13 protein-coding genes are annotated in these 13,962 nt (G+C 26.2%); 11 read left to right on the top strand and 2 right to left on the bottom strand.

Annotated features, from left to right (window positions below):
- The first annotated feature begins 173 nt into the window (after positions 1-173).
- From Q0W06_RS03120 to Q0W06_RS03100, 5 genes are all read left to right on the top strand, one after another.
- Positions 174-1,760, top strand: coding sequence for a hypothetical protein (locus Q0W06_RS03120; RefSeq protein WP_297631275.1), 1,587 nt, complete (start codon positions 174-176; stop codon positions 1,758-1,760).
- 222 nt (positions 1,761-1,982) lie between these two features.
- Complete coding sequence (locus Q0W06_RS03115; protein ID WP_297631273.1) at positions 1,983-3,383, top strand: MATE family efflux transporter; 1,401 nt, start codon at positions 1,983-1,985, stop codon at positions 3,381-3,383.
- Positions 3,384-3,556: 173 nt separating this feature from the next.
- On the top strand, positions 3,557-3,895 hold the full coding sequence (locus Q0W06_RS03110) for a hypothetical protein (protein WP_297631270.1): 339 nt from the start codon (positions 3,557-3,559) through the stop codon (positions 3,893-3,895).
- A 167-nt stretch (positions 3,896-4,062) separates the two neighbouring features.
- Positions 4,063-4,896, top strand: coding sequence for a metallophosphoesterase (locus Q0W06_RS03105; protein WP_297631267.1), 834 nt, complete (start codon positions 4,063-4,065; stop codon positions 4,894-4,896).
- Between the two features lie 231 nt (positions 4,897-5,127).
- Positions 5,128-5,271, top strand: a complete 144-nt coding sequence (locus tag Q0W06_RS03100; protein ID WP_297631264.1) for a hypothetical protein — start codon at positions 5,128-5,130, stop codon at positions 5,269-5,271.
- A gap of 114 nt (positions 5,272-5,385) precedes the next feature.
- Here the strand turns inward: Q0W06_RS03100 and Q0W06_RS03095 are convergent, their stop codons facing one another.
- A complete protein-coding gene (locus Q0W06_RS03095) occupies positions 5,386-6,075 on the bottom strand; it encodes an MgtC/SapB family protein (protein WP_297631262.1) in 690 nt (229 codons plus the stop codon).
- Positions 6,076-6,170: 95 nt separating this feature from the next.
- Entirely contained in the window at positions 6,171-7,466 is a 1,296-nt protein-coding gene (locus tag Q0W06_RS03090) for an MFS transporter (protein ID WP_297631259.1), read from the bottom strand.
- A gap of 486 nt (positions 7,467-7,952) precedes the next feature.
- Here Q0W06_RS03090 and Q0W06_RS03085 point away from each other — a divergent pair, with 486 nt between their 5' ends.
- The 6 genes from Q0W06_RS03085 to Q0W06_RS03060 all read left to right on the top strand — a co-directional run bounded on the left by Q0W06_RS03085 (position 7,953) and on the right by Q0W06_RS03060 (position 13,921).
- Positions 7,953-8,378: an arsenate reductase ArsC gene (locus tag Q0W06_RS03085; protein WP_297631256.1), complete on the top strand. Its 426-nt coding sequence runs from the start codon at positions 7,953-7,955 to the stop codon at positions 8,376-8,378.
- A 1-nt stretch (position 8,379) separates the two neighbouring features.
- Positions 8,380-9,714: an MATE family efflux transporter gene (locus Q0W06_RS03080; RefSeq protein WP_297631253.1), complete on the top strand. Its 1,335-nt coding sequence runs from the start codon at positions 8,380-8,382 to the stop codon at positions 9,712-9,714.
- Between the two features lie 3 nt (positions 9,715-9,717).
- Entirely contained in the window at positions 9,718-10,029 is a 312-nt protein-coding gene (locus Q0W06_RS03075) for a metalloregulator ArsR/SmtB family transcription factor (protein WP_297631251.1), read from the top strand.
- A 236-nt stretch (positions 10,030-10,265) separates the two neighbouring features.
- Positions 10,266-11,675, top strand: a complete 1,410-nt coding sequence (locus Q0W06_RS03070) for a hypothetical protein (RefSeq protein ID WP_297631249.1) — start codon at positions 10,266-10,268, stop codon at positions 11,673-11,675.
- 356 nt (positions 11,676-12,031) lie between these two features.
- Entirely contained in the window at positions 12,032-13,378 is a 1,347-nt protein-coding gene (locus tag Q0W06_RS03065; protein WP_297631248.1) for a PTS sugar transporter subunit IIC, read from the top strand.
- 15 nt (positions 13,379-13,393) lie between these two features.
- Positions 13,394-13,921 (top strand): GrdB-related putative oxidoreductase, encoded by a 528-nt coding sequence (locus Q0W06_RS03060; protein ID WP_297631246.1) that lies wholly within the window; start codon positions 13,394-13,396, stop codon positions 13,919-13,921.
- Positions 13,922-13,962 lie beyond the last annotated feature (41 nt).

Raw genomic sequence — 13,962 nt, 5'->3', positions numbered from 1 at the left:
AATACCTATAATTATACTATAGAATATTACCTAAGGTTATAGTCAAGTGAAATACTCTGGATTAATACAAAGTTTAAAAAATACAAAGAAAGTTAAAAAATAGAATTAAGATTTATATAACATTGAAATGATGGAATACATGATATAATGTATTTAAAGATTGGAGGGGTAGTATGGATAAGAGTTTAAATTTTGAAATAATAAAAAACACAAATCTTGAAAAATTCTATGAGTATTTAAAAAATGATGAATTAGTATTTAATAGTGATATAAATAAAGATATGATATTTATAGATTGTAGAAAACTTATTGAATATGGAATAAAAGAAATGATATTTTCTAAAAGTGGATTAGGAGCTTATGAAGAATCAAGCATGAGAAGCTTAAAAGGAAATATAATATATATAAAAGAAATGATACCAAAGAGTATTTACGCAAAGCTTGAATATATAAGGTTTGCAGGAAATAAATATGCGCATGAGATTGATAAAGATTTTAATCATAGCACTTGTTTAGAATATACATATGATTTTATTTTATGGTATTTAAAAAATATAGAGAAAAAACTGCCAATGGATTTTAATGAAAAGTTTAAAATACCAAAAGATACCCCTAAAGAAATAGCATCAAGGGAAAGCTACTCTTTAAATGAAGAAGAATTATTAAGGGAAGTAGATGAGTTAAAAGAAACTTTAAGTAAGACAAATAGGGATAGAGAGATAAGAATAAATAATTTAAATGAGGAACTAATAAAATATAAAAAAGAAATACGGGTTTTAGAAGAAGAGGGAAAAAAGAATAAAGAAGCATTAGCAGTAATAAAAAAAAGAAATGCAGAGCCTTTATTAGATGTAATACAAGAAACTATCAATAGTAATAGAGAAATTTTCAAAACTGAAGGATCTATAATAGAGAATATAGAAGCAGAAGAAATATTAGAAGGTGTAAAAGAAAGCTTAAAAGAAGTAAGTAAAATTCTAAAAGTAATTAATAATGAAGAAGAATTATATAAGGCTAGTAATATTGAAGTAATAGAAGATGAATATGATTACTTAAATGGAGCATTAAATAGTTTAAACAAAGATACATTAGTATTAGTGTATATATTATTAAAGGATATTAAAGATGAAAATTTATTAAAGAAAAAAGGCATAATGCTAAACTTATATTTAAATAGCAAATTTAAAGAAATTGGTAAATTAAGTGAAGGTGGAATATTAAGTGAAATAAAAAATGAAATATTAAAGTTAACTAAATCACCTAAAAGTAAATTTAAAGGAATAGATGAGGTACTAAATAATTTACATGGAGAGTTATTTAAAGAGGAAAATAAAGGTGGAATATATTTAATAGATATACTAGATGTTTATATGCAAGAGATGGTAAAAATATTAAATTCTAAATTTAAAAAATCAGGAAGTATAAAAAAAGTCATGTTATTTTCTAAAGTTATTGGGGAAGTATCAAGTGAGGATACGGTGATTATATTAAACTTAATGAGAAAGTACTATGCAAAAGATGATATAAATATAGAAAAGCTTATACAACTAGATGTAGAAAGTTTGAATACACTTTTAAAAGAAAGTAAAAACTTAACGGAATATATAACTCTTAGTAAATTTATAATAATCTTATTAGATGGATTAAAATATAAAAGAGATAAAGTATTTAAAGAAATATTAAAAAAGCTTAAGGAAAAGAAAATAGAAAATAAGAATATAAATTTAATACTATTAGTTTCTGCAATAAGCTTATATTAAAAAAGAATAGAGATAAACGGATATTTTAATTATATTATTTTCTAAAAATATAATTGTTTAATGACATAGAGAAAATAGGGCCTTAGGGCTTTATTTTTTTATCTATTATTAATAGGCTAAAAAATAAAGAGAAGTAAATAAAAAATAAATTGTAAAAATTGACATTTGAGCAAAGAAGATATAATATGATAAAGATTAATTACAGTTTAAGGGGAGAAAGAGATGCTTAAGGGGTTAGATTTAACAGAGGGAAGAATTATAAAAAAGCTAATTACATTAGCTTTACCGATAATGGGAACATCATTTATTCAAATGGCATATAGCATGATTGATATGATATGGGTTGGAAAAATGGGTAGCTTTGCAGTTGCAGCAGTTGGAACAGCTGGTTTTTTTACATGGTTTGCAATGGCATTTATTATAATATCTAAAATGGGAGCTGAAATAAAGCTTTCACAATGTGTAGGGAAGAAGGATTATGGAGAAGGAAAGGAATATATAAAATCAGCAATACAAATGAATATTATACTGTCAATATTGTATTCATTGGGCCTTTTTATATTTAGAGAAAATTTAATTGGGTTTTTCAAATTAGGGAATGTCCAAGTTATTAAATTAACAGAGATATATTTGGTTACAATAATTTTAGGATTACCATTTTATTTTATAAATCCTGTTTTCACATCTATATTTAATGGATTAGGAAATAGTAAGATTCCTTTTTTAGTGAATACTTGTGGACTAATATTAAATATAATATTAGATCCATTATTGATATTTGGGATTGGTGATTTTAAAGGATTTGGAGTTGTAGGAGCTGCAATAGCAACAGTTGCTGCACAAATAGTAGTTTTTTTATTATTTCTTAAAGTATTAATAAATGAAAACTATAAGTATTTGAGAGTAAATATTTTAGAAAAATTAAAAGTTAAATATATAAAAGAAATTTGTAAAATAGGACTTCCTGTTGCATTACAAAGTGGATTATTTTGTTTCTTTGCAATGGTTTTAGGAAGGATAGTTGCAAATTTTGGACCTGTTCCTATAGCAGTTCAAAAAGTAGGATCACAAATTGAATCAATATCATGGATGACGACAGATGGGTTAGCAATAGCATTAGGAACTTTTGTTGGACAAAATTTTGGAGCGAAAAAATATGATAGAATAATAAAAGGATATAAAGGAACATTAATTTTGGCTGGAATCATAGGAGTATTTTCATCTATTTTATTAATTTTCTTTGGAGAAAAAATATTTTCAATTTTTATAAATGAAAAAGAAGCAATTTTAAAAGGAAAAGAATATTTAAAAATTTTAGGGTATTCACAAATTTTTATGTGTTTAGAAATAACTACGGCAGGCATATTTAATGGTATATCAAAAACTTATATTCCATCAATAATAAGTATAAGTTTAACAGGACTTAGAATTCCACTAGCATATATTTTATCGAAGCCGAATATACTAGGAATAGATGGCGTTTGGTGGTCTATTAGTATTACAAGTATCATTAAAGGGTTCTTTATAATTGGAGTATTCATATATTTTTATAAAAGACAAAAATTATTTAAAAATGAAAAATTGATAGTAGATGAAAAAATCTTAAATGAAATGGTAATTTAAAATTAAAAAAGGATTATTTATTTTGTAAATAATTCTTTTTTTAAATATTTGAAGTTTAAGTATTTAGATGAGAATATAAATATTTTTGTAAAAATAAAAATATTTATAGATTTTAAGCAAAAATAATATTATAATTAATGTAAAGGTTATCAAAGTTTGGAAGGAGGGTTTTTATGTATATAGCACCACATGTTTTAAATGTAAAAATAAAAAATGATTCTAATGGGATAGTAAGGGGCGTGGAACTAGCCTATCTTAATGATATAGGAAGAAAAGCTCGAATTAGTAAGGTGAAAAGTGGAGACTATACAAATATAATAATAGTAACGAAAGGAATAGAGCAAAAGAACAAACTAATATTGAAATTACGATCAGGAAAAACTTTTGAAATAAATGAGGAAGTAATGGAAAACCCAATAGACTATGTCTTACAAATAGATATAAAGAAGTTTGATGAAGCGAATATGGAATTTGAAACTAAATATATTAAATATGAAGATGCAATAGCATAGTAAAAGGAAGCTATTACTAACTAAGGTTTGTAATAGCCTTTTATATGCAAAAAAATGGATTATATACCTTTTAAATATGGTTATTACTTTAATTTCCTTGTTAGAAAAGGAAGATAGGAGTATAATATACTAGAGAAAAACTAATTTAAAGATTTGGGGGCATAAGTATGTCAAGATATATAATGAGTGATATACATGGGCACTATAAGGAATTTACAGAGTTTTTAGAAAAAGTAGATTTTAACGAAAATGATGAATTATATATAAATGGAGATTTAATAGATAGAGGAATTGGTTCTTCACAGCTTATAGATTTTGTAATATCAAATAAAAATGTTTATTTAATATTAGGAAATCACGAAGAAATGTTTATGAAAGCATATAAAGCAGTAGATTTAAATAGCGAACTAGATATAAGAGAAGTTGTTTGTACTAATAAAGATGGAATAGAGACAACTTGTAAAGTAAGTGAAAATGAAGACCTTTCGTTATGGCTATCTAATGGAGCGTATGAAACTATTTTAGAAGTAAAAAGATTTAATAATATGAGTGGACGTGACTTGTTTAAAGAGTTTTACGATTATCTTCAAGAATGTCCAAGATGGTTATTAATAGATGATAATATAATTTTTCATGCGGGAGTTGGATTTTATCCAGGTAGAAAATATACAAATGAAGAAATAGAAGAAATCCTTGGAAAAGTTGAAGAATCTAAAAAGTTTCTTTGGGATAGATATTTATGGAATAGTGCATTTGTAAAAGATAGAATAGGCATTCCATCAGAGTATACAGGGATAATAGGTCATACACCAGTACAACGAACCGATAATTACATTGAAGATTATATAGAAAAAAGTACGCACAGAGAAAATGATTATGGCGGAAAACTTATAAACTTAGACTTTGGTGTTTATAGCAGTGGAATAATCGGAGCATATGATATAGATAATTCAGAAATAACAGTCCTTATAGATGACGAAATAAAAAAATATAAAGTTTAAAAATTAAATACTTTTATAAAAAATCAAATCTTTAATTTAGATTTGATTTTTTTATTTATTTTGAAAAATATCATAAAAAAAGGAAATATGACTAAATTTTTCATGGTTAATTCAATAATAATAATAAATTTTTCGAAAAAATTAAATAAAATACAGAAATTTTAAAAATAAAGTTTGAATTTTATTAAAAATATGTTAAAATAAGATGAATAATCGATAGGGGGACTAGCTATGAGGAAGGAATTAATAATGAAAGTAGATATGGTAAGAAGTGAGGATTTAGATAAATTTTTAAATTGCATTGAAGAGAAGGTTGTATCATATAGAAGATATGGTGATGAAGTTAGTTTAATCTTTGAAGAAGAAGAAATTTAAAGTAGTAAAAGTGTCAGAAAATATATGAGGTAAATATTGAAAAGTGAATGGATTTTAGAAAGACTGTATTAATGTTATTTAGTACAGTCTTTTAAGTTGTTTTAGAACATTCAATTATATTATTTCAAAGAACTCTAAATGAATATCAATAGAGTTTTCAATTTTAGTAAGTATTGTTTTAGCTTCAGTATTTGTCCTAATTTTAAACTTAAAGTTAGAAAGAGTTACTTCACTATGACTAAATACAACTTTTGTAGATAAGATAACAGCATTATTAGATTCTAAAAATTCTTTGAAGTTTTGATAACCTTCAGCATTAGTTTTTATTTGAACTTCTAAATATTTATTATAAAATCGATTTCCAACTTTACTTAAAATTGTGAAAACAATCAAAATTAATATAGTTGCACAAACAGCTAAGAAATACATTCCAGAGCCAATAACTAATCCTACAGCTGCAACACACCAAATCCCAGCAGCAGTAGATAAACCTTTTATAGAACTATTATCTTTAAAAATTATGCCAGCACCTATAAATCCAATACCAGATACTACTTGGGCTGCAATTCTGCTTGGATCAACAATAATATGAGTTCCTAAAACTCTAAAAAATCCATATTGAGAAACTATCATTATTAATGTAGCGCCAACACAAACTAAAATATGAGTTTTTAAACCTGCTTCTTTAGAATGGGATTCTCTTTCATAACCAATTACACCACCTAAGATAGCAGCTAAAATTAAACGACATATAAATTCTAATTGTAATTCGGGTATATTAAAAATATGTAGAGCATTAAACATTAACAATCACCTCGTTTTTTATAAATAATAAATGAAAACCACCATGAGTTTTTAAATATAATCATGATGGCTTTTGATTTTCTTAATAATAAATATTAAATTCCTTTATTTTTGTCTTTAATAATAAATATTAAACCGATTAAGAATATAATTAAAAAGATTATTGCACTTGCAAAAGCTGATATAAATCCTAATTTTTCAGCTATAAAAGTTAGAATTAAAGAGTTTGCAGCACCCATTAAATTTAAAATTCCGTTATAAACTCCATAAACAAAGGCAGATTCATGTTTATTTCTAGATAAATCAACAGCATTTAAAGACCAAGCACCTGAACTAAATGTCATAAAGAACATTGATGCGGCAAAAAGTCCAACAGTTAATGGAATTAATCCAGCCTTAGATGAAACTATAGATAAACACATAAATACAACTGTAAGAAGTATAGGAATACCAGCACCAATCTTTCTTCCTTTGATGCGTCCATATTTTCTTACAAGAAAATCATTAACAGGTCCAGAAACTAAAAAACCAAAAAATCCAGCTGAATATGAAATACTAGACCATGTTGCACTTTTAATAATGCTTAAGTGGAATGTATAATACATAAAACTTGGTAGCCAATTTAGAAAAGTAAATAAAACATAGCCAAAAGTTAAGTAATTAAGTAAAATACCGATACCATTTCTAGTTTTAAAAATTAATTTTAAGGAAGCAATTACACCTTCTTTATCAATTTGTTTTTCATCAAAAGAATAGACATTACTAACCCCTTGGATATATCTTAATTCTCGTTCATTAACTAAAGGATGATCTTTTGGGTTATCTCTAACCATTGTATACCAAATAGGAACCCAAATAAGACCTAAGATACCAAAAATGATAAAAGTCCATTCCCAGCCGAATTTTACAACTATCCAACCAGAAAGAATTGAACCAAAAGCAGGTCCAATGAATTGCCCAGATGCAGGAATTGTATATGCAGTAGACTCTTTTCCTTCAGGAGACCAAGGTCTTGTTGTTTTAGCATTTATTGGCCAAAGAGGAGCTTCACCAGCACCCATTAAACCTCTAATAAGAATCCAAGACATAAAGCTATATGCAAATGCAGTTAAAATAGTGAATATTGACCACCATCCAAGTGCGAAAGAAGCTGCTTTTCTAAGACCAAGCTTGTCAACTATTAATCCACCTGGAAAGTTGAAAATTGCATAAACTAAAGCCCAAACAAATGAAATCATACCCATTTGCTCAATACTAAATCCAAATTGTTTTTGGATAGCAGGAGTAGATACTGCAAAGTTTACTCTATCCATATAGTTAATTGTGACAGCTAGAAATAACAGTGCAATAACTATAAACCTAACATGCGTTTTTTTTTCAGTTGTTTCCATAATCTAATTACTGTTAAACATTGTGTTTATAAATAATACCGTAAAATCTTTATGTGTTGTTTAACAGTTCCTCCTTTTATAAAAACATTTAAAGAAAATGTTTACATTGAATACCTGTATTATATTTTAATGAATAAAAGAAGTAAATAGATTTATCAAATGGTTAATAAAATTTAAAAAAATTAATTCTTTAATAGAAAAAATGGAGAAATATAAGAAAAAGGTATATTTAAATATATAGATATATTAAATAAATAAAAATATGGACAAAAAATAAAAGTATAACAGTACTTTGGAAAAAATAGTAATATTTTAATAAATATGTTGTAGAAAAATTGGAGAAATAGAAATAAAATAAATAGTTGCAATAAAATGATATCGTATATATAATATATAGATGATTATATATATTAAAAAATAAAATGTATGAAATTAAAGGAAGAAAAAACTAAAAGATAGATAAATATAAATGTATTGGAGGGAAATATGAAGAAAAAAGTTGGATTTATTTGCGTTCATAATTCATGTAGATCACAGATGGCAGAGGCGTTAGGAAATTTATATGGAAGTGATGTTTTTGAGAGTTACTCTGCGGGGACTGAGAAAAGGAATAATATTAATAGTGACGCAGTAGAAGTAATAAAAGAAATATATAATATTGATATGGAAAAAAATCAAAGATCAAAATTATTAGATGATATTCCAAAACTTGATATAGTGATAAAGATGGGATGTAATGTTGTTTGCCCTAGAGTTATAGGTGATTATATAGAAGATTGGGGATTAGAGGATCCTACAGGAAAAAGTAAAGATGAATTTATAAAAATTGCAAAGGCTATAGAAGAGAAGGTAAGAGATTTAAGGCTTAGAATATTAGAAAAAAAACTAGATGTTCCAAGGATTGAAGAATAAGATGAAATCAGTAAAAGCAGTTGACTTAACTAGTGGAAAAATCTCGTCAGCACTTATAAAACTTGCTATTCCTATAATGATGAGTTCATTGCTTCAGTTTATATATGGATTAATTGATATGCTTTGGGTTGGAAGACTTGGAAGTTATGCAATAACAGTAATAGGGTCTTCAAGCTTTTTTGTAGGACTTGGATATGCTATAAATTCAATTGTAGTAATAGGAACAGGAATTAAGGTTTCACATGCAATAGGAAGAAAAGAGCAAGAAGTAACAAAAGAGTATATAAATAATGGACTTATTTTAAACGTAATAATTGGTATTGGATATATGATGATTTTGATTTTCTTTGGGAGAAATTTTATAGACTTTCTTGGACTTGGAAATTTGAAAATTATAAGAGATTCGTATTTATATCTTGTAATTTGTGCACCAATGCTATTATTAGCTTTTTTTAATACGGTATATATACGACTTTTAAATAGTTTTGGAAATAATGTAGGTTCACTAAAAATAAGTGCAACTGGAATAATTATAAATATAGTATTAGATCCGATACTAATATATTTCTTTAAGTTTGGAGTGCTTGGAGCAGCAGTAGCAACGTTAATTTCAAATTTAATAATGTTTATATTATTTAATATAAGATATTGGAATACGCTGAAGTTTAATAGAAGATATGGTGTAAGTTTAGAAAAATCGAAAGAAATATTAAGACTTGGATTTCCAATGGCAATGCAAAGAATAATATTTACGTTAGTTAATATTATTATAGCTAAAATAGTTGCAGTATTTGGAGATAATGCAATAGCAGCTCAAAAAATAGGACTTCAAATAGAATCTGTCACATATATGGTGATTGGTGGATTAAATGGAGCAGTTGCAAGCTTTATAGGGCAAAATTTTGGTGCTAAAAAATATGAAAGAATAAATAAAGGATATTTTACTTCATTAAAGATAGGGGGAGTATATTCTGGAGGAATGACAATTATATTCATTCTTTTTGCTATTCCATTAGCGAGACTCTTTGTAAGTAGTGGAGAAACTGTAACTATGGCAAGTAATTATCTTAGAATTCTCGCAATATCACAAATTTTTAGTATGATAGAAGTAGTTTCAAATGGAACATTTACAGGGATTGCAAAACCTAAAATTCCATCAATTATAAGTATAGTTTTTACAACTATGAGAATACCACTTGCATTAATTTTGATGAAACCATTTGGCTTAAATGGAATTTGGTTAAGTTTTAGTTTAAGCAGTATATTAAAAGGTTGTACAGCATTTATAATTTATAAATTTAAATGCGCTAAAGATATAATGAAATTAGGGGTGTAAGGTATGGATAAGTATGAATATAATGCTTTGATTTTTAAAGCATTATCGGAACCAAAAAGATTAAAAATACTAGATTTATTATCTTCAGGAGAAATGTGTGCTTGTGAACTTTTAGAATATTTTAATTTTGCACAACCAACACTTTCACATCATATGAAAGTATTAAATGATTGTGGAATAGTTGAGATAAGAAAAGAAGGAAAGTGGAACCATTATAAACTAGATAATAAAAATTTAAATAAGAATATATTATATTATCTTCAGTTGATAACAGATACTGAAGATGGAGTTTATAGCCAAGAGAATCATCTATAAAGATGGTTCTTTTATTTTAGAAATAAAATATAAAAAGAATTTTAAATTTTATAGAAGAGTATAGTTAGTATTTTAGAGTTAAAATTATAAAATTAAGTGAGGGAAACAATTTTATATGATAATAAATTTTAAATATTGTTAGAAGTAATGTTAATGTAACGAAATGTTAACTTTAATATTGTAAAATTGTTATAAGAATATATAACTTAAAGAGAAAGCGTTTGGGGGGAAGTTAAATGAGCAGAGAAGCAAAAGAAAAAATATTATTAATTATAGAAAATAAACTTGATAAAGAAAAGAAGTGTAAATGTGGAAGACCTCTGTGTAATGAAAGCTTAATGAAAACAGAGATAGAAAATATTTTTGAATGTCCTTGTGGGCGAGAATATATTTTAATAATAGATGGAAAAGACACTAAATTAATTAGGTATGGTTATGGATATAAAAATGGGTTTAAAATATATAAACATACTTATTATGCGGAGATTGTAGAGGGAAAATGTATATATAGTACTGAGAATATGCTAAAAGAATCTATAACATTTAATATCCATCAAGTTGATGAGGATAGAAAATTAACATGGGTATATGCAAATGATAATTTAGAATTTTTAAATATGGAGAAAGAAGATTTTTTTAATGATTTTACAATGGAAGATTTAAAGGAATTCAAAATATCATTAACTAGGATTTGTGAAAGAAAAGGAATGGAACCTAATTATGGAGATTTAATGGAGGGGTTTTTAAAACAAATCCATTTACATGATTTATTTAGATTTTGCAAATGCCTTTTTGGAAAGCATATGTTTGCATATATGATTAGTGATGGGTTTTCATATTTAATTGATGAAGATATATTAAATAATGTTGATGTAATAGAAGAAACATTATGTATAGATAGAAATGAATTATCTTTAGAAAAAATATGGGGAATCAAAAAAGAGGCATTAAAATATGCAGCGGATAAAAAGTATAGTGTTAAGGATTTAGAAAAAACAAAAAAACTTATAGAAAAAATAGGATACATTGGATTTGAAAAATTAATACTAGAAGGAAAAATAGAGATTTCAAAGGAAAATAAAATAATAGAGTTATTAAATAGTTATTATGATACAAAAAGACTTTCAGATTATTTACAGGAGCTTTTAGAAGAGGAAGATGTAGAGCAAAATGAAGCAATTGATATAATATATGAAATATATACTATAAGTAGTGATATAGGAATTGAATTTAATCCCTATATGGAAAATCTAAGAGAAGAATATAAAAATATTTTAGAAAAATATAAGGTGAAGCAAGAGAAAGATAAAAGAAAGATATTAGATAGAAGAACAAAAAATATAGATATTAAGCAAATTAGTCATAAATATAATTGCAAATTATTGAGAACTGTAAAAGATTTTAAGGAAGAAGAGAAAAATGGTAAAGAATTTGGAGTAAATACTATATTAAAAATGGAAACAGAAAATTTGTTTATAGCTAGTATAAGAAATAAAAAGGAACCAGAAAAAATACTAGTAACTTTAAAAGTAATGAATGAAGAACTAGTTAAAGCTAAAAATTTTGGCGAAAAAGAAATGACAAAAGAAATGAAGGATTATTTAATAAGATTAGCTGAAAGAAATAATTGGAAAGTTAGATTTTAAAATTAATGTTTATAAAAAAAAGATGGATTGGTTAGTACTAGTCCATCTTTTTTATTGTATATAAATTTATATTTAAAGAATGATTAGTTGTATTTTAAAGAATTTTAAAAAGATTAGCTGAAAGTAAAGTTCATTTATTTTGGAATGAAGTATTTTGTTGAAATAAAATACAGAAAATAATTTTAAAGGTAAATGTGTATAAAAAATACATATAGAGGTAAAGGAGTGTATTAAGAGAGTAACTTAATGTATAGATAGATAAAAGAAAACCTTTTAAAATATTAAATAATAAAAATGGAATGAAAATTGCTAAGAAAAGTATAGAGATTAACTTTAAAATGAGAGGGGAGAGAATTATGTTTTCAAAAATGGAACGTATATTAATGCCTATAGCTGAAAAATTAAGCAGCAACAAGGTATTAATTGCTATTCGTGATGGTTTCTTAATAACAACACCATTAATAATAGTTGGATCTATATTTTTACTTATTGCCAATTTTCCTGTACCAGGATGGGAAGAATTTTGGATAAATATTTTTGGACCAGATTGGGCATCATGGTTTGGAAATGTATCTAGGGCAACATTTAATTTAATTGCTGTTTTATCTTGTATAGGGACAGGATATGCATATGCAAGAGAATTAGACGGAGATGCAATTCAAGGTGCTTGTGTAGCATTTGTAGCATTTTTCATATTAATGCCAACTAAAATAGGATTTGAGGGAGTAGATGGAGCATCTACTTTAAATGGAATTTCTTTTGAGTATGTTGGGTCTAATGGACTTTTCTTAGCACTTGTAACAGCAATAGTTTCAGTAAGATTATTCATATGGGTTTATAAAAAAGGTTGGACTATAAAAATGCCAGCTGGAGTACCACCTGCTGTGTCTATGTCTTTTGCAGCGTTAGTACCTTCAGCATTAGTAATGCTATTATTTTTCTTTATAAGAATAGGAATTAGTTTAACAGCTTTTGAAACAGCTCATAATTTAATTTATAAAGTGTTACAAACTCCACTTCAAGGAGCAGGGAATACTTTAATAGCTCAAATAATATATAGTTTAGCATGTACTGTATTCTGGTTCTTTGGAATAAATGGACCAGCTGTAGCAAATTCAGTTTTTGCACCTATAAGTAAAGTTTTAACTATGGAAAACTTAGAGGCTTTCCAAGCAGGATTACCTCTTCCAAATATCTTTACAGATCCATTTTCAAATTTCTTTACGAATTTTGGTGGAGGAGGAAGTACTCTATCTTTAATTATAGTAATGCTTCTATTCTGTAGATCTAAGAGAATAACTCAACTTGGAAAACTTTCAGTACTTCCAGGTATCTTTGGAATAAATGAACCAATTATTTTTGGATTACCAATAGTTTTAAATCCAATTTTAATAATTCCATTTATAAGTGTACCAGTAATAAATTTAGTCCTGTCCACTATAGTTACAACCATGGGAATTATTCCTTATACAACAGGAGTACCACTACCATGGACAACACCAATAGGTTTTTCAGGTTATCTTTCAACAGGAAGTTTACTTGCAGGGGCATGGCAGATTGGATTGTTAATTTTAGGATGCTTAATATACTATCCATTTATAAAAATGTTAGATAAACAATATTTAAAAGATGAAGAAGAAGCTAAAAAAGCTTTAGAATCAGAAGAGGAAGAAAGCTTTGAATTATCATTTGATGACCTATAGGGAGGAATAAAACATATGAAAATAGTTATGATATTTGATCAGGTACAAGCAGGACTTGGAGGAAAGGAAAATCCAGACTTAGCTTTAGGTGGAAAAAGTATTTCTATTGGAGCTGCAAGTATGCTTGAAGAAAATTTCAAGGAAATTGATGCAAAAGTAATTGGATGTCTTTACTGTGGTGATGGATTCTTTAACAAAAATGAAGAATTAGTCAAATCAAAGATTGTAGGCATGATAAAAAAACTTGGAGCAGATGTAGTTATTTGTGGACCAGCATATGATTATAAAGGTTATGGAAGAATGTGTGGAGTCTTAGCAAATGAAATAAATGAAAATACAAATGCTATAGCTATTGCAGCTATGTCAAAAGAGAATGAAGATACTATAGAAATGTTTAAGGACAAAGTTGATATAGTAAGAATGCCTAAAAAAGGTGGAATAGGACTTAGCAATTCTCTTAAAAACTTATGTGTTTTAAGTAGAAAGAAAAAAGATAATACTTCAGATTTAAATATTTTTATAAATGAAGTATGTTATAAGTAATTTAGAATTGGAAAAGAATTTTAAGTTCTAGATTCTATATT

This window comes from uncultured Clostridium sp. (assembly GCF_947072515.1).
Taxonomy (GTDB): domain Bacteria; phylum Bacillota; class Clostridia; order Clostridiales; family Clostridiaceae; genus Clostridium.
Note: the sequence above shows the minus strand (reverse complement) of the source record. Positions and strands in the feature narration are given on the sequence as shown.